At 67.0% G+C, this 16,848-nt stretch carries 18 protein-coding genes; 3 read left to right on the top strand and 15 right to left on the bottom strand.

Annotated elements, in window-relative coordinates; all coding sequences use genetic code 11:
* Positions 1-62: 62 nt before the first annotated feature.
* From QHF84_RS23100 to QHF84_RS23085, 4 genes are read right to left on the bottom strand one after another with little or no spacing between them, the layout of a single operon-like run.
* Positions 63-935 (bottom strand): hypothetical protein, encoded by an 873-nt coding sequence (locus QHF84_RS23100; RefSeq protein ID WP_281315545.1) that lies wholly within the window; start codon positions 933-935, stop codon positions 63-65.
* The gene (locus QHF84_RS23095) at positions 932-2,263 is read right to left on the bottom strand and encodes a DUF1552 domain-containing protein (RefSeq protein WP_281315544.1); all 1,332 of its coding nucleotides are present in this window, start codon (positions 2,261-2,263) and stop codon (positions 932-934) included. The genes QHF84_RS23100 and QHF84_RS23095 overlap by 4 nt, the downstream gene beginning before the upstream one ends.
* 26 nt (positions 2,264-2,289) lie before the next feature.
* Positions 2,290-3,948: a DUF1592 domain-containing protein gene (locus QHF84_RS23090; RefSeq protein WP_281315543.1), complete on the bottom strand. Its 1,659-nt coding sequence runs from the start codon at positions 3,946-3,948 to the stop codon at positions 2,290-2,292.
* An 8-nt stretch (positions 3,949-3,956) separates the two neighbouring features.
* Positions 3,957-5,111, bottom strand: a complete 1,155-nt coding sequence (locus QHF84_RS23085; protein WP_281315542.1) for a hypothetical protein — start codon at positions 5,109-5,111, stop codon at positions 3,957-3,959.
* A gap of 119 nt (positions 5,112-5,230) precedes the next feature.
* Between QHF84_RS23085 and QHF84_RS23080 the strand changes: the two genes are divergently transcribed.
* Positions 5,231-5,848: a hypothetical protein gene (locus QHF84_RS23080; protein WP_281315541.1), complete on the top strand. Its 618-nt coding sequence runs from the start codon at positions 5,231-5,233 to the stop codon at positions 5,846-5,848.
* A 5-nt stretch (positions 5,849-5,853) separates the two neighbouring features.
* Here QHF84_RS23080 and QHF84_RS23075 read toward each other — a convergent pair whose 3' ends face one another.
* A complete protein-coding gene (locus QHF84_RS23075; protein ID WP_281315540.1) occupies positions 5,854-6,513 on the bottom strand; it encodes an RNA ligase family protein in 660 nt (219 codons plus the stop codon).
* Positions 6,514-6,592: 79 nt separating this feature from the next.
* Here QHF84_RS23075 and QHF84_RS23070 point away from each other — a divergent pair, with 79 nt between their 5' ends.
* The gene (locus QHF84_RS23070) at positions 6,593-7,714 is read left to right on the top strand and encodes an AAA family ATPase (protein ID WP_281315539.1); all 1,122 of its coding nucleotides are present in this window, start codon (positions 6,593-6,595) and stop codon (positions 7,712-7,714) included.
* 14 nt (positions 7,715-7,728) lie between these two features.
* On the opposite strand, the gene QHF84_RS23065 is transcribed toward QHF84_RS23070, so the two are convergent.
* From QHF84_RS23065 to QHF84_RS23020, 10 genes are all read right to left on the bottom strand, one after another.
* Positions 7,729-7,902, bottom strand: a complete 174-nt coding sequence (locus QHF84_RS23065; protein WP_281315538.1) for a hypothetical protein — start codon at positions 7,900-7,902, stop codon at positions 7,729-7,731.
* A gap of 77 nt (positions 7,903-7,979) precedes the next feature.
* Positions 7,980-8,801, bottom strand: a complete 822-nt coding sequence (locus tag QHF84_RS23060; RefSeq protein ID WP_281315537.1) for a hypothetical protein — start codon at positions 8,799-8,801, stop codon at positions 7,980-7,982.
* Positions 8,798-9,250 (bottom strand): hypothetical protein, encoded by a 453-nt coding sequence (locus tag QHF84_RS23055; protein ID WP_281315536.1) that lies wholly within the window; start codon positions 9,248-9,250, stop codon positions 8,798-8,800. Before QHF84_RS23055 ends, QHF84_RS23060 begins: the two co-directional genes overlap by 4 nt.
* A 39-nt stretch (positions 9,251-9,289) precedes the next feature.
* The gene (locus tag QHF84_RS23050; RefSeq protein ID WP_281315535.1) at positions 9,290-9,961 is read right to left on the bottom strand and encodes a TetR/AcrR family transcriptional regulator; all 672 of its coding nucleotides are present in this window, start codon (positions 9,959-9,961) and stop codon (positions 9,290-9,292) included.
* Positions 9,958-10,365 carry a DCC1-like thiol-disulfide oxidoreductase family protein gene (locus tag QHF84_RS23045; RefSeq protein WP_281315534.1) on the bottom strand — a complete coding sequence of 136 codons (408 nt, stop codon included), beginning with the start codon at positions 10,363-10,365 and terminating at the stop codon, positions 9,958-9,960. The genes QHF84_RS23050 and QHF84_RS23045 overlap by 4 nt, the downstream gene beginning before the upstream one ends.
* A 37-nt stretch (positions 10,366-10,402) precedes the next feature.
* Complete coding sequence (locus tag QHF84_RS23040) at positions 10,403-10,828, bottom strand: hypothetical protein (protein ID WP_281315533.1); 426 nt, start codon at positions 10,826-10,828, stop codon at positions 10,403-10,405.
* A gap of 218 nt (positions 10,829-11,046) precedes the next feature.
* Positions 11,047-11,550 (bottom strand): peptidylprolyl isomerase, encoded by a 504-nt coding sequence (locus QHF84_RS23035; RefSeq protein ID WP_281315532.1) that lies wholly within the window; start codon positions 11,548-11,550, stop codon positions 11,047-11,049.
* A gap of 39 nt (positions 11,551-11,589) precedes the next feature.
* Positions 11,590-12,477 carry a hypothetical protein gene (locus QHF84_RS23030; RefSeq protein WP_281315531.1) on the bottom strand — a complete coding sequence of 296 codons (888 nt, stop codon included), beginning with the start codon at positions 12,475-12,477 and terminating at the stop codon, positions 11,590-11,592.
* Positions 12,474-14,144, bottom strand: coding sequence for a c-type cytochrome (locus QHF84_RS23025; RefSeq protein ID WP_281315530.1), 1,671 nt, complete (start codon positions 14,142-14,144; stop codon positions 12,474-12,476). Before QHF84_RS23025 ends, QHF84_RS23030 begins: the two co-directional genes overlap by 4 nt.
* 807 nt (positions 14,145-14,951) lie before the next feature.
* Positions 14,952-15,596 carry a hypothetical protein gene (locus QHF84_RS23020; protein WP_281315529.1) on the bottom strand — a complete coding sequence of 215 codons (645 nt, stop codon included), beginning with the start codon at positions 15,594-15,596 and terminating at the stop codon, positions 14,952-14,954.
* Positions 15,597-15,661: 65 nt separating this feature from the next.
* On the opposite strand from QHF84_RS23020, the gene QHF84_RS23015 reads away from it, so the two are divergent.
* On the top strand, positions 15,662-16,813 hold the full coding sequence (locus QHF84_RS23015; protein ID WP_281315528.1) for a fatty acid desaturase: 1,152 nt from the start codon (positions 15,662-15,664) through the stop codon (positions 16,811-16,813).
* The last annotated feature ends 35 nt before the right edge of the window (positions 16,814-16,848 follow it).

Raw genomic sequence — 16,848 nt, 5'->3', positions numbered from 1 at the left:
ACACGCGGGCGCCGTGCGGCGGCACGCGCGCGGAGGTCACGTTCGCCCCCGCGCGCGGCGCGTCAGCGACGCAGGAACGCCGGCACGCCCTCGACATCGAGCGTCGCCGAGAGCTGCTCGCATTTGCCGGTGTCCTCGTTGTATGCGAGGTCCGTGTTTGCGTCGAGCAGGAGCTTGATCTGCGGGAGCAGATCCTCGAGCCCGTCGCCGTCCTTCACGCCTTCGATGATCTCCTCCGGCAAGACGCCGCCGCCGAGGTAGCCCTTGAGCCTGTGCTCCTCGTCGATCGCAAAACGGAACCGCGCATTCTGCACGTTCAGCGTGAAGGCGACGTCGAAAATGGCGAGGGGAATCGCGAGGGGGAACGGGCCGGTTTCGAGCACGCCGTTCTCGATGCGCGCATTCGTGGTGTAGCTGCGCGTCGCCGCCGGGTCGGGCTCGAACGTTTGATACGCCTCGATGATGCCGTCCGTGCCGAGGGTCGGCCGCTTCTTCACGCCGACCTGCACGCCGAGGTTCACGCAGGCGTCGTTCGTGAAATCGTCGACGTTCTCCAGTTCCATGAGAATGACGAGCTGCCCGTCGTTGATCGACCCTTGCAGAAGCCCGTCGATCGCGTCGCCGACGAACTTTTCCACTTCCGGGACGAGCGGCGCGAGCTGGTTGTCCACGCCGGACCGACCGTCGGAATCGGTGAAATCAGACTTTCCGCAGGAGAGGGTGTCGGTCGCGTCGCTCGTCCGGCCGTCGAGATCGAAGCCGGGTGCCACGGTCGGCGATACCAGGCGCGAAAACGCGAGCTTCGTGGCAATGGCGCCGTACGTCTCGCCGGTCGTACAAGGCGCGGCGCCGAGCCCCTCTTCCTCACCGCAACCGACGAGGAAGAGTCCGAGGAAGAGCGCGGGCAGGAGCCCGGAAATGGCTTTCGTTTTCATACCTCGATCGCCGTCAAGCTGGTAGTCGCGCGCGCGTCGCCCTCGCCGAAGCTGTCGAGCGTCATGCCCATCGCCCGCGCGAGCGAGAGGAGCACCTTGCTCGCGTTCTCGGCCGACGGGGACCGATAATGGAGCCCCGTCTTGAGCGCCCCGTTGCAGGTCCCCGCGACGAGGATCGGGTACTCTTCGAGCAGGTGGGATTTGCCGTACGAACAATCGCTCGTCCCGAGGATCGCGCAATGGTCGAGCAGCGTGCTGTCACCCTCGGGGACGGCGGCGAGCGCCTTCACGAGATAAGCGAACTCCGACATGATGTAGAGCAAGATGCTCTGCACCTGCGGCTGCTCGCCGGGCTCGTCGTGGGTGAGCTGGTGATGGCCGGCGGTCGCGCCCGGATAAAGCGGATTGCCGACCGGGCTCGAGAACCACTGGCTGAACACGCGCGTCTGGTCGCAGGCGAGCGCCATGACGAGGATGTCCACCATCGCCCGCGAAATCTCGGACATCGGCGGCCTGCCGTCCACGTCCGGATATGCGTCGAGCGGCTTCGCTGGCACCATGCACGCCGCGAGGCTCGGCGGATTCTGCTGGAGTTTTTCGATTTGTTTCTCCAGGGCGCGAATCCCGTCGAGGTGTTTTTCCAGGCGGTCCTTGTCGGTTTGTCCGAGGACCTGCTGGAGCGAGGCTGCCTCTTCCATCACCCCGTCGAGGATGCTCTGCCGCAAGGGCAAGCGCGGATCCGGCATCGGCGTGCTGCCAGGCATGACGAATCCGTCCACGAAGACACGCTGGAAGAGCGCCGCGGGCGAGTTCTCCGGAGGGTTCACGCTATGCGGCGCCGAATAGGAGAGGCTCCGTCCGCCGGGCTGGACCGCGAATTCGAGGGAGCGGAAGCGCGTGTCCTGTCCGACGGCCTCGGCGATCACCTGATCGATGCTCGGCTGGGTGAACGTCTGGAGCTCGGTGCCATTGTTGAGCGGCGCGGCGCCCGAGAGGATGCCCGCCGAGCCTGAGAAATGCGGTACGGTGTTGCCGGTATACACCTTCATGCCGGTGATGACCGAGACCTTGTCCTTCACCTCGGCGAGCGGCGCCAGCGTGGGCGAGGGCTCCCAGGTCGGCCCGGTCCCCTTGGGCACCCAGAAATCGGGCAGGGTGCCATTGCCCCAGAAAAAGATTCCGAATCGCTTCGGCAGGGCGTCGCCCCCGGCGTACGCCGTCCCGTTCGTGTTGAGAAAGATCTCGAGCGCCGGCAGCCCGATGGCGACCGCCGCGCCCCCGAGCATGCCCCGGAGCATCGTCCTTCGGCTGAGCTTGGTCCGCTTCATGGCATGATCCCCTTCGTCACCGGTGGTCAAGGCTCGTGCGCGAGCCGGAAACCCGGGCTCGTCGCGATGAACGAAAGAAGCGACTTCACGCGATGACCCGCCGCGCGAAAATCGTAGGTGAGGGTGTTGATCGTGGCGGTCTCCTCCTTCGTGGGCTCGAACGCCGTGGCGTACGAATAAAGCTTGCGCACGAAGCAGGGCGCGACCTTGTCGTTGTCGTGAATCCGCAAAGCGAGCTCGCGCGCGTTCGCGAACGCCACGCCGTCGAGGTTGCCCGACGCGTCGATGACCGCGTCGGTCTCCTTCGAGCGGAACCGGCCGATCCCGTCGAAGTTTTCGAGGCCGAGGCCAATGGGATCCATGAGCGTGTGGCAAGCCCGGCAGGTGGGATCGGTGTTGTGCTGCGCGATGCGCTCGCGCAGGGTACGCGCCTCCGTCGAGGGATCCGGCAGGCCCGTGTTCACGTTGACGGGCGGCGGTGGAATGCCGTCGCAGAGCAGATCCTCGCGGACGAATTTCCCGCGCAGCGTGGCCGACGTGGACCGCGAATGCGAATGCAAGGCGAGGATGCTGATGTGCCCGAGCAGCCCGACCCGCGGCGAATCCGCCGGGAACTCCACCATGCCGAAGCCCTCGTCCGTCGGCGCGGGCACGGCGTACATGGAGGCGAGCTTCGGATTGACGAACGTCGTCCGCGTGAGGAAGACGTCGCGGTAATCGGCGTCGAGGTCGAAGACGAGGTGCTCGAAGACGCGGAGCGTCTCCTCGCGCGCGGCGGGGCCGACCTCGGGGCTGTAATAGGTGAAGACCGTCGGGTCCTTCGAGAGCGCGTCGAGCTCGCCGAGGTGCAGCCAATCCGTGACGAACGCCCGCAGGCCCTCCCGCGCCCGCGGCGATTCGATCATGCGCACGACCTGCTCCGAGAGGCCCTCGTCCTCGACGAGCTTTCCGGCCTCGGCCGCCTTGAGCAGCTCCTCGTCCGGGATGCTGTTCCACAGGAAAAACGAGAGCTTCGAGGCCATTTCGAGGCTCGTGTAGCGGCGCTTTCCCGGGCTCTTCGGGTCCGGCTCGCCCACCTGGGGTCGATAAAGGAAATTCGGCGACTGGAGCATCGCCGCGATGGCAAACTCGATTCCCTTGTCGAAGCTGCCGAGCGTGGTCGCCGCCTGCACGAGGAGGCCCCCCAGCCGATCGACCTCCGCGGCCGCGAGCGGACGGCGGTAGACGCGGCGCCCGAGCGCGGCGGCGAATTTCTTCGCGCAATCGAGGTCGTTCGCCCCCGCGGGCGCACACGGCAGGACCGTGGCTTTCCGTGCCGGATCCGCCACGACCTGCTCCGCAATCGCGAACGCGGCCTTCTCGTATTTCTCGACGCCACGCGAGGAGATGGTGCTGACCGACGAGCCGAGCGTGACGAAACCGTCGAGCGGAGCGTCGGGCTCGATCGACGTCGGCACGTTGATGTCCTCGCCGAAAAGATCGCGGATGGCATTGCCATACTGCGCGACCGTGAGGCGCTGCGCCCCGGTCTGCGCGGCCATCTCCGGCATCGGCGGCCGCGGACCGAGCCCGCGGCTCGGCGGGGGCGCATCTTCGCTACACGCGACGAGCGAGGCCGCGAGCGCCGCGGGGAGGAGCGCCCGGGAGAAAAAGGTCGTCTTGAGAGGTTCGTCCCGGAATGACATCGCACACCTCATTTGTGCTGAAACTTGACCTTCGGCGAGAGGACCTCGGTGCCGTCGAGGATCTTCTGGACCTTGTCGCTCGAATCGCCGAGGATGTGCCGGCGCGCGAACGCAAAGGCGTACGTATTGACGAGCTTCCAGCCCTCGTACGAGTCGAACTCCTGGCAGCCGCCGAGCGCGAAGAGCTGATGGCAGCCGCCCTCGAAATCGAGCCAGGTGAAATCGATCGAGGTCACCCGCGCCCACACGTTCTCGGCGCCGACCGGATCGAGCGACCCGCTCATCTGCAGGAAGGGCTTCTTCACGGGATCGTAGCCGTCGTAGCCGAACCAGCCCGGCTCGTCCCCGACGCCGCTCGCCATCGGAATGACCGCCTTGACGCGCGCATCCCCGAGCCCCTCGCCGAAGACGGCGATTTGCTCGGGCGTGCAAGGCTCGGAGAATTTCGTCCCATCGTCGCACATGGCCTGAATCGCATCGAGGTCGTACACCGCGCCGCCGCTCGCCCACGCCGTACGACCGCCGAAGCTATGTCCGGAGAGCAGCACCTCGTCCGTGCGGCATTTGCCCGCGAGCGGCTCCTCCGCGGGCAGCGCTTCGAGGGCGTCGAGCGACGCGGTGAGATCCATCGAGCGCAAAAAGCTCATGGTGAGCGGCACCGTATCCTCGTGCTCCGGCAGCGTGTTGCCCTTGTGATCGGGCGCGATCGCGACCCAGCCGTGCGAGGCGAACCAGTGCATCATGTCGGAGCTCGTCCCGCCGAACCCCGAATACCCGTGCGAATGCAGGTGCACCGGGTATCCCGCGGCCTCCATCGGCGGCGCGACCGTCGCGCCCTCGAAGACGTCGTCGTCGGGGAATACGTTCAGGTACTTCGGCGACGTACCTTCCTCGTCGAGCGTGGGATACCAGAGATTGATGCGGATCTCGCGCGGCCCTTCCACGCCCTTCGGCTGGTACGTGTACAGAAAGGAGCGATAGCCGACCCGGAACGGGCCAATTGCATCCACGGGGTAGTCGAGCAGGCCCCCCTCCGGCATCTTCGGCCCGGTGTCGGGGTTTGCAGGAGGGGCCTCGGGCGAGCACCCCGACAAGAGCGATACCGATCCGATTCCGAACGCGAGAAGGCGCCGAACCTGGCGGAAGGCTGAGAAGGATGCCACGGCGCCCATTGGATCACGAAACCGCCCGAAATGCTACTCGTTTCTTCGCGCCGAGCCCCCTTCGTAATGCCGGCAGGTGGGAACTTTCCAGCGCGAGCCTCCCGTTGTAAGATGCGATCGTGTCCGACGACGTCCTCGGCCGCCTCCTCGCCGTTCTCCGGGTCCCGCACGCGGAGATCCGCGCGGCCTACCGCGTGGGTTCGCGCGTATACGGCACGGCCGGACCGGCCTCCGACGAGGACTTCCTCGTGGTGCTCGGAAAGCCGGGGCAAAGGCAGGACCTCGCCTTCGCCCCGGGTCTCAACATCGTCATTCACGGGGTCGCGACGTTCGAGGACGCGCTCTCGGACCAGAGCGTCTTCGCGCTCGAATGCCAATTCGCGCCGCTGGCGCACGTGCTCGTCGCGCCCCGCCCGCCGTTCCGGTACACGCTCGACCGAAAAAAACTCGCTTCTTCGGCGATCGGTCGGTCCACGGCGGACTGGCAAAAAGCGAAGAAGCGCTTCGTCGACGAACCCGGGCCGTCCCGGAAGAAGGCGTTTCACGCGCTGCGCGTGCCGGTCTTCGCCTTGCAGGTCGCGAAAACCGGCAAGATCACCGATTACGCAGCCGCGAACCACTTCCTCGCGGAGCTGCGTCAAGGTCCCGACGACGATTTCGCGTGGTACGAAGAGAAGCTCGGCAAGGCGCGCGAGGCGCTCTGCGCGGAGCTCACGAAGCTCGCGGGGAAGCGGTAAACGTCCTACCCGGACCGGGCGAGGCGCTGCGGGACGATCGCCTGGTGCAGCCAGTGCTCATCCGTCTGCACGTGGCCCTTGCGCACCCACTTCGCCACGCATCGGCCAAACGCGCCGTCGGAGAATTGCGCGGCGACACGCACGACGACGCCCTCGCGCGGGCCCCCGAACGTCGAAGGCTCGCGCGAGAGCCGATCGGTGAGCGCGCGGAGCTCCTCCGCCGAAGAAACCACGCCGCGGAACAGCACGGGCGCCGTCGGAAGGCCGAGGTCGTGCGCTTGCGCCGTCACCATGTCCCAGTCCCACCAGATGCCGGCGGTATCGTCGCGCACCCCGAAGACGAGCGAGTAATCGGGGAGTTTTTCGTACGTGATCGAATGCACGGCATAACAGTACTCGCAGAAGACCGAGATCCCTTCGGAGAGGAGGTGGCCGATCCGGGCGTGCGTGGCCTTCGCGAGGTCGAAGCTCGGGTGCGCGGGCGGGCCCGCGTGCGAGCGCGAAAAGACGTTCTTCCGGGTGTACGTCAGGTTCGAGCCGTCGCATTTCTCGGTGGCGACGATCTCGGCGCCGACGAGCGCGGACACGTCCGACATGCGCTTGTCGTCCGACGTCCCGCCCGGCGACCACGGGAGGTGAAATGTCCTCGGGTACTTTGCAGACACGGCAAAGAGCAGGCTAGCACAGCCGCCTTCGCTCGTGCTATGGTGGCGCCCCTCCTTTCTTCGCGTCACGAGTCCCGCCATGTCGCTCTCCCTACTCACCGAGCCGCCCCGGCCGCCTGCTTTCCGTGTGCCCTGGGACGAGCTGCAGACCTTCGAATGGGTCCGCGCGCTCGAGCCCTGCCCGCAAGACCCCATTCACCACGCCGAGGGCAACGTCTGGATTCACACGCGCATGGTGCTCGAAACGCTCGTGGCCCTGCCCGCGTGGCGCGCGCTCTCTTCGGCCGATCAGGCGGCCGTCTGGCTCGCTTGCCTCCTGCACGACGTGGCCAAGCCGTTCACCACGAAAGAAGAGCCGGACGGGCGCATCACGGCGAAGGGGCATTCACGCGCCGGCGAGATGCTCGCGCGGCGGCTGCTCTGGGAACTCGACGCGCCGTTCGCGCTGCGCGAGATGGTCTGCGGGCTCATCCACCACCACCAGATCCCGTTCTATCTGATCGAGCGGGACGACGCGCAGAAGCTCGCCGCGGAGATCTCGCTCGTCTGCCGCGCCGATCTGCTCGCGCTCGTCGCCGAGGCGGACATCCGCGGTCGCGTTTGCCAGGACATGCAGCGCATCGTCGACAACATCGAGCTCTTCCGCGCGTTCTGCGCCGAGGAGGGTTGTTATGACAAACCACGCGCCTTCCCGTCCGATCACACGCGTGTCGTTTACTTCCGCTCCGAGGGGCGCTCGCCCGACGTGCCGGTCCACGACGACACGCGCAGCGAGATGATCATGATGTGCGGCCTGCCGGGCGCCGGGAAGGACACGGCCGTTCGCGACCGATTCGCGGATCTGCCGGTGGTGTCGCTCGACGAGCTCCGCCACGAGCTCGACGTCGATCCCGACGAGAACCAGGGCGCCGTCGTGCAGGCGGGCAAGGAGCGCGTGCGCGAGCATCTCCGGCGCGGCGAGCGGTTCGTCTACAATGCGACGAACCTGAACCGACAGCGGCGCGGCCCGCTGATCTCGCTCGCCGCCGATTACGGCGCGCGGGTGCGGATCGTCTACGTCGAGGCGCCGCGGAGCACGCTGCTCGCGGGCAACCGCGCCCGCGCCGCGCGCGTGCCCGAGGCCGTCATTCGCCGCATGAGCGAGCGCTGGGAGGTCCCGAGCCTGCTCGAAGCCCACACGCTCGACATCATCCTCCGCTGATCCGTCCTCCGGCGTCAGCCGTGCCGTAGGAGCTGTAACTTCAGCGTGGTGACCGCGACGCCGGCGATCACCACGGCACCGATGAGCACATCGACGCCGAGGCCCCAGAAGCCGAGCGTCGCGCCCCGCGGCGTCGATCGCTCCGAAGGCTTGGATGAACCAACCGTCGAGCCAAGATTTGCGCGCACGATTCCCTCCCCGGGATCGACCTATCTCACGAGACGCGTGGCCCTGGCTATCGGGTGTTTCCCGGATTTGTGCGTCGTCAGTCTTTCTCGCACTGGAGGAGCGCGAGCATCGGCATGTCCACTTCGGACGGCTCCGTCTCGGCCGCAAATTCGTACGTGCCATTCTTGGCATATCCGTCCCCGCAACACCCACCCGCGAGCCCGATGCCGTGCGAGGAGGTTTCGAGCGTCGACGAAAACGCGTGACCGTGGGAGCGGAATGCGGGGCTCGTGAACGGGTCGCCGCCGAAGGGCCGGTCTGCGGGCGCGTATTGGGGCAACCCCACGAGGAGCCTGCCCGTCGTGCCTTCGGCGGGCTTCCACCCCTCGGGGCATTGCGGAAGGTCGAAGAACATGAGCAATCGCGGCGGCAGGGGCGTGACCCGCGGGACGGGCGCCTCGTTTTTCCGGCAAACGAGGAGTTGTACGTACGGGATCTCGGCGGACGCGACCTCCGACGTCGTGGCAACCGAAACGGCCCCGGATTGCCCCACGCCTGAATTCCCGCCGCCGGGCGCGCCGACGTACGAGACCTCGGGGATCTCGACGGTCGCCGAAATCGCGTGCGAATGCGTGCGTTCTTCCTGGCTCGCGAGCGGCTCGCCGACGGTCTCTCCGCTCGGAAACTCTTCACTCGCGGCGACGATCGTGCGCCCCGCGGCAAGCTCGTAGGGCTTCCAGCCCTCGGGGCAAGCGAGCTTCTTGAAAAAGGAGACGGCGCCTTCCGGGAGCGCGTCCCCGCGGAGCGTCTGCGGGTCCGGGCCCGTGGCAATCGGCGCCCCGGAGCCGGTGCCGTAATCGTCGAGGCAACCCGCGAGCGAGACGAGAAGCAACGAAACGAGCGTGGCGCGTGTTTTCATGGCTTCACGCACCCCGCAATCTGCATGAAAGGCAGCCCCGAGGAGACCTTCGTCGTGGTGCCTGCGAGCGGATACGTCCCGGCGGCGGCGCCATTCTGGTTTCCGCCGTTCGCCGCGGCGATGTTTTTCGCGACGAGCGTTACCTCGCCCGAATAGGCGTGCTCGTGCATCCGCTCCTCGCGATCGGTGAGCGGCGTGCCGACTTCGAGGCCCACGTCCTCCGGATAAATGGCGCCGACGACGACGCGCCCTCCGACGTCGTACACGGTCACCCATCCCGGCGGACATGCGCCCCCCGTGACGAACGCGACCATGCCTGAAGGCGCGCCGTCGTCGGGCGGCGTCTCCCCGGACGCACGCCGCGCCTCCACGAAACCAATCCCCAGCACCAGCGCGGCGATCGCCGTCGCCGCGGCCCATCTTCGTCGGAACGATCTTCGTTGATTCATGCGCCGACGTTTGCAAGGCGCCCGGCGCGCGTCAATCCGTCATTTCTTTGCCGCGAAGAGCCCTGCATTCTGGAGGAGCGCCGTGATCTCGGCGCGCATCGGCCCGAGCATGGGCGGCGCGAGGTTGCAGACGAGGTCGAGCGAGCCGTCCACGAGCGCGCGGGTCTTCGTCTGGTCCTCCGAGGTGTCGTTCACGAAGTAAAGGAGCAAGCCGAGGTGCAGCGTCCAGAGCGCCTGCGCGAAGAGAGGCCGCGCGTCCTCGGGGACCGACTCGTCCTTTCCGATCGCGTCGAGGAAAATGGCGATGGCCTGACCCCGCACCTCGGACGTCTCCGCGCTGAAGACCGAGGTCGGCTCGTCGGCGCCGAGTGTGCTCCGCAGAATGGCCCGGAGGAGCTTGCGGTCCTCCTTCAGCATGTCGAGCTTCGCGTGCATCACGGCTCCGAGCCTCGAACGCAGATCGGGCAGGCGTTCGAGCGCCTCGCGCGACGCCGCCGCGTGCGCGTCCTGCTGGCGCGCGTAATACGCGAGCACGAGGGCCTCTTTCGAGGGAAACCAGTAATACGCAGCGCCGAGCGAGAGTCCGGCGGCGGCGGCGATGTCGCGCATCGTGGTTCCATCGAACCCTTTTTCGCGAAAGAGCCCGAGCGCGATCGAGAGGATGTGCTCGCGGCTCGCCTCGCCGCTCGGACGGCGCTTGCGGGTGGTCATCGGTAATGCCCTCCGCCGTACCGTACCCGGCAGCTCCCGCCAGGGCAATCGTCCGGCGCGAACCACGCGGCGATCGTGCGGCGCGAGCTGGAGAGCGCGTGGAAGAACCGCTCGGCGAGCGGGGCGAACGTCGGGCCGGAGAGGCGGTACGACCAGGGACGCCATTCCACGAGCGCCCAGAGGCATAGCAGGAACGCAGCCGCGCCCGCCCAGACGTCGCCCTCGTCGCTCACCACCACGAGCTCCTCGCCGAGCCACGGCACCCAATCATAACGTCGTTCTGCCTCCTCGCTGCCGCAGGCGAGGAGCTCGAGCTCGACGTACGCCTCCTGGGTGAGGAGCCAATCGCGGCACCGCACGCAGAGCGCGCAGGTTTCGTCGTAAAGGACCGTGAGCCGCTTCATGGGAACACCTCCTCCTCGTTCGTCGCGAAAAACGTTTTCACTCGGCGCCCGCGCGGACCATCTTGAGCTGGGGGACGACCGGGGGCGGCAGCACGGCCATCTGGGCGCGGCGGCGCATGCGGTGGAAGAGGTACACGTTGAAGAAATGGATCACGCCGAGCGACAGGAGCAAGAGCCCGAGCTTGGCGGCGAGGATCTCGATGGCCTCGATGACGTCCGTCGCGCGATCCGCCTTCATGATGAGGCACGCATACCCGAAATTGAGCAGGTAGAAGCCGACGACGAGCAGCCTATTGACGGCCTCGGCCATTCCGGTGTTGTCCTTGAAGACGTCCGCGAGGAACACCGCGCCGCTGCGAAACAAGGTCCGCGCGAGCCCCACCGTCAGCCCCACGCTGGTCAGCGCATACGCCGCATACACCGGGACCAGATACGACGCCGCATTCATCATCGTGTTTTCCATGGCGATCCTCCCTACACGTCGGCCCGCCGGAGCCTTCCGGTGAGACCGAGTTTGAACATGTTCAGATGATGCGCACAGACACGCTGGCGGTCAAGAGCAAATCTGAACGCGTTCAGATTTGCTTGTAACCTATCGAAACCATTCGGTTTCGTGGGAAGACGACGGAACGTGGTGTGGGGAGTTGTGCGACAGAGGCGCGCGCGGGGAACGCGGGGGGCTCAGCGGGCGCGGGCGGAGCGAATCACGACCGGCTCGATCGGCGCGTCTTTCGAGAACGGGCCCTGCGCGCCCGTCTTTTGCGAGACGATGCGGTCGACGACGTCCATGCCGGACGTCACCTCGCCGAACACGGTATAGCCCCAGCCAGAGCTCGACTTCGCGGTATGGTCGAGGAACGCGTTGTCGGCGACGTTCACGAAGAACTGCGCGGTCGCCGAGTGCGGATCACTCGTGCGCGCCATGGCGACGGTGCCGCGCGTGTTCTTGCGGCCGTTGTCGGCCTCGTTCGTGACGGGCGCGTGCGTGGGCTTCTTTTCGTACGTCGCGTCGTATCCCCCGCCCTGCGCCATGAAGCCCGGGATGACGCGGTGGAAGATGGTCCCGTCGTAGTGCCCTTCGCCGACATAACGAAGGAAATTGGCGACGGTCTGCGGCGCGCTGGCCTCGTCGAGGGTGATCTCGAAGGAGCCGTGGTTCGTATCGAAGTGGACGACCTTGGACATGAAGCGGACCCTATCACGAACGCCGCGCCGTCCGGAAGCCTACGAAAGCGGAATGTTCAGCCCACGTATGGCCAGGACGATCGTGGGCTCGTCCTCGCCCACGGCGAAGCTCGTCTCGATGCGGAGCTCGGCGACATTGACGATGGGGAGCGGCTTCGGGACGACATGGTTCCACGCGCGGATGCTCGCGCCCTCGACAAACGCCTGCAGGCTGCCGGAGGTGCCAGGGCCGAGCGGCAGCTCGAGGTGCTCCATGAGGTACGTCCAGTACCGAAATCCGCCGGTCGCGCTCGAGCTGAAGCCCGACGGTATGACGACGTGCAGGGTGGCGCTCTCGGCAGCCGAGCAGCGCGCACAAGACGTACGGTAGGCATACGCGAGGCCACCCGCGAGAGGTTTTACGGCCGCCTGATAACGACGGAGCGCGAGCCCCTTGCACGTCCTGCCATCGAGCCAGGCCTCGAGGACCGTGTACCGCGGCCCCTCCGGCCGCGACGCTTCGAGCAAATACGTGTCGACGCCTCGCGGCTCGCCCGTGTCGGGGCCACACGCCATGGCGATCGGCGAGGTGTCGTCCGACTGGAGATAACGGAGCCACTGGTTCGCCTGGTGATCGTCGGGGTGGTAGAGGTTCCGGATGCGCACGACGGCGGCATGGCCCTTCTCGTTGGTCCAGCGCGGCCGAGGCAAACCACTCCAATCGGCCGCGAGGCGCGAGCGCTCGATGTCGGGCAGTGGTCTCGGTTTGCCTTTCTCGTCGTAATGTTGGTCTTTCCAGACGACGTCGGGCTCGGCTTCGACGCTCGGGATCTCGGCGAGGCGAAGCTCCTGGAATCGATAAGGCTCCTCGGCCTGCGCCGAGGTCGCGGCCAGGTCGAGCGAAATCGCGAGGGCGAGGGCCGGAAACACGAGGCTCGGTTTCATCATAGATCCTCCAGGTACGCTTCGAGCGCGCGGAGCTCTTCGTCCGAGAGCGAGCCGGTATGGCCCATGGTGCCGTCGACGCCGCGCAAAAGGTCGCCGAGCGTGGCATAACGACCGTCGTGGAAATAAGGCGCTGTTCCCCCGACGAACCGGAGGGACGGCGTATCGAAGGGGATGCGGTACGGCGAGCGCGCGACGTCGTACGCGGCTCGATCGGTGCCGCCGCCCGGATGGCAGGTGGCGCAGCCCTGCCGCGGATCAGCGAAGAGCTCGCGCCCGCGGGTGACGAGCGCGCGTCGCGTCTCGTCGGGCTCGACCCGCACGGGCGCGGGCATGACCTTCAAATAAGCAATGAGCGCGTCGAGGTCGGCGGAATCGGCCTCGCCAAAAACGCCGCGCCCCGCGAGGCGCTTCATCGTGCGGCCGACGTGGTGGCGAAGCGTGGTGGTCTCGCCGCGCCAGCCAAACGGCGCGCCCTCGTTCATGCGGCCGGCGAGCATGATCGTCTGGTGCCGACCCTCGGGCGTTTGCCAGGTGATGCCGTCCTCGCGCCCGTCGATATGGCAGCTCGCGCAGGCACGGCCGTCGCCGGAGATTCGCGGATCGTTCGTCGCGTGAAACAGGATACGCCCGCGCGCCTCGACGGCGCCGAGGCCTGGTGGAAGGTCCTTCGAGACGATGATCTCCGCGGCGGGGGTGGCCTTTGCGCTCTCGCGCAGGTCGAGCACGCTCACGGCGGCGGCGAACTGCGACCATACAACGGCGCGCTCGCGGCCCGGCTCGGCCGCGACGCCCATCGGCCCGGCGGGCACGCGGTATCTTCGGCGCTCGAAACGCATGGGGTCGCGCGCGCGGGCCTCGAGCTCGAGCACGGCGTCGATGCCGAGGCAGGCGAGGAGGAGGCGTTCGCCGGCGAGCGCGGCGGCGCGCGGCAGCGTGCAGACCGTTTCGCGGAATTGCCCGGAGACGAAGTGATTACGTCCGAGCAGGGCCTCGCTCGTGGTATCGACCACGGCGACGAGGGGCGCGGCGGCGAGGAATCGAGAGCCATACGTCTCGGTGGAGACGCTGCCCGCGTCCTGATCGACGCTCACCATCGGGGCGAGCAATCGCGTCACGTGCTCGGGGTTCGTCCCGACGAGCGCGGTCAGCACGAATCCCTGACCGGTGTGGCGGGAGGAGTTTTCCCCATTGTGCCGGCGTAGATCGACGGATCTTCGGCTATGGAGCGGGTCTTCGAGGTCGACGATCGAGATCTCGTCGCCGATGGCGTGGGAGACGAAGGCGCGGCGGCCCGAGGGCTCGACGTAGACGGCGCGGGGCTCGCGCGGCAAAGGCACGGCATAGCGTGGTTCGAGGGTGTCGCTCGCGAATGCGGTGAGCGCACGGCCCCAGCCGCTGGTCACGAAGAGGGTCGATTCGTTCGGGGCAACGAAAAGTCCAATCGGCTCGCTCGGCGTTCGTGCTTCGCAGAGGAGTGCGAGCTTCCGTTCGGGCGCGGAGGCGGGTTCGAGGACGGCGACACGATTGGAATCACGCAGCGTGACGACAACCCTTCCGTCTGCGAGGACGACGAGCTGCGAAGGCGCGCCTTCGACGGGCGTCGTCGCGAGGACGACCCGGCCGTCGATATCCACCGTATGAAGCGCGCGTCGATCGGCGTCGGCCACGTAGGCGATTGTTCGATCGGCGTTTCGGGCGAGTGCAATGGTGCTGCTTTGGCGAACGGGTGATTCCGGGAGGGCGGTGGCCTCGGAATGGCGTCGCGCGCAGGGGTTTGGCGCCGCCTTGGTATCGCTCAGCGCGGGAGATGCGACGGCCCTGCCGGGGGCGCGTGCCCCGCCTGCAACAGAAATTCGTGAGGCATTCGGCGCGGCGGCGCGCGGGGCGCTCGTGCACGCGCCGGCAAACGCGGCCACGAGAGCGGCGATCCAAGCAAGGCAGGAGCGAGACGACATGGCGGAGGCCCTGTACGCTCGCCCCGCCTTTCACATTCCTACCTTACCTACAGAAGCGAGCGCGACAGGTACGTTCGCACCCCGTGACACACCCGGTGTACCCGTGACCCCGCCTGCAACGACGGGTACAGTCGGTATTGCAGGAGGCGAACCCTCCCCGGCAGCGAGCGGCAGCCAACACCGTGGCGCTCTCCTCCGCCGGCTGGGTCGCCGGCGATTCGCTCGGGGTGTCCGTCGGCGCGGGCGCGGCCTGGGCCGAGACGGCGCTCCCCAGAAGAAGCCCGAGTCCCACGATAGCCTGAATGATCAGATTCTTTTTCATGTTTCCCCCTCCAGATGCGAGCCTCGGGGAACCAGCCATTCACCTGGAGGCCCCTTGCTCGCTACGAGGAACGCATGGAGGCATTTCGCCCGGAACGCCAGATGGTGCGGCCGATCGAACGCCGCGGCCGGAGCGCACGAAGGAAATCCCCGTACGCCCGCGCCCGACGCCCGCGGGAGGCCGCCCGTCCCGCGATCTCAACCCTTCCGAGGGTAGCGGATGAACACGAGGTGGTTATGCCCGTCGGTCCCCCGGGAGCATGGGATCTTCACCTGCTTGCCGCGGAGAAGATCCTCGAAATCGGCGGCGGTGACCGTCACCGAATGCTCGTGCCCCGCGAGGCCCTGGATGTCGTAGGTCCGCTCGACCTTCGCCCTGACGTGGGCATCGGGAATGACGAACTCGTGCTCGTCCTTGCCGGCGACCTCGATCTCGCAGGCATTCACGCGCTCGGGCGGGTCGACCGCCGGCGCGCATTCGAGAAAGAGCCTGTGGATGTGCCCACCCTCGCGGCTCGACGCGAGACGCACGATTTGCCCGGCCCCGAGCTTTTTGAAGTCGGCGGCGGTGACCGTGATCGTGTGCCGGTGGCCGGACGTCCCCGTGAGGTCGTATGTTTTGTCGATACCCGCGAGCACGTCGGCGACGACGATCGCGAAGGCATGCCCGTGGTTTCGCCCGATCCGCGCGACGAGCCGCTCGCAGACGGCCGCTTTCTCGGGCGCCTTCTCGGGCGGCGTCTCCCAGTTGCCGTGCCCGTCACAGGCGCGCGCGTCACGCGAAAAGGAAAGTGGGGTCACCGCGAGCGCCACGCCGACCTTCAGCACGCCTCTCCGCTTCATCGCGGCGCGAGCTTACGGTGCTTTCCGTCCGAAGGGAAGGATGCTACAGCGAGCCGCCCGACCCCATGCAAAAGAACCTTCCTTTCGACCTCTCCAAGATCGACCTCGAAGCATTCCACGCAGACATCAAGGCCTTGCGCCGCGAAATCGACGACGCGCTCGGAGAAGACGATCTGCGGCACCTCTACAAGCTCGAGCGCTGGGGGCGCGCTTGCACTGCGCTCGGCTTGCTCGGCGCGGGTATCGCGCCGAACCCGGCGAGCGCACTATTGCTTGGCATCGGCCGATCGACGCGGTGGATTCTCATGCACCACATTGGTCACCGCGGTTACGACAAGGTGCCAGGCGTGCCCGCGCGGTACACGAGCAAGGTCTTCGCGCGCGGGAAGCGGCGATTTCTTGACTGGTGCGATTGGATTTTACCCGAAGCGTGGATTTACGAGCACAACGTCCTGCACCACTCCTACACGGGGGAGCTCGACGATCGGGACCTCATCGAGCGCAACACCGAGGAGCTGCGCGAACATTCCATGCCGGTTCGTTACGCGCTCATGGGGCTGCTCGCGCTCACCTGGCGCGCCTCGTATTATGCGCCGAGCACGCTGGAGGTGTATCGCGCGCGCCACGCCGAGCGGGACGGGGAGGCCCCGTCGAAAGAGGGCGAGAATCGTGAGCTCTGGCTCCAATGTTACCTGCCCTATGCGGCGGTCCATTTCGGGCTCCTGCCGCTCTGTTATCTCCCGCTCGGGCCCTGGGGCGTCTTCAGCGCGTTCTGCAATTCGCTGATGGCCGAGGCGGTCACGAACCTGCACACGTTCTGCGTCATCGGTCCGAACCACACGGGCGACGATCTCTACCGCTTCGACGACCGCCCGGCCTCGCGCGCGGAATTCTTCGTGAGGCAGGTGATCGGCTCGACGAATTACAAGACGGGCGGCGACCTCCTCGATTACGCGCACCTCTGGCTCAATTACCAGATCGAGCACCACCTCTTCCCGGACATTCCGATGCTGAAATACCAGCAGGTGCAGCCGAAGGTGAAGGCGCTCTGCGAGAAGTACGGGATTCCCTACGTGCAAGAGAGCGTCTTTTCGCGGGTCAAGAAGATGGTCGACATCGCGGTGGGAAAGACGTCGATGCGGCGCGGCGTCACGCGCGCGGAGCCGCAGAAGGCCGTTCGGCAGGCGTCCGTCCCCGCGGCGATGCCCGCGATCTGAGGACCCAAAGCCGCAAGACCTTCCGTGTCCATGCG

Origin of the sequence: Polyangium sp. y55x31 (assembly GCF_029946505.1) — a bacterium.
Classification (GTDB): domain Bacteria; phylum Myxococcota_A; class Polyangia; order Polyangiales; family Polyangiaceae; genus Polyangium.
Note: the sequence above shows the minus strand (reverse complement) of the source record. Positions and strands in the feature narration are given on the sequence as shown.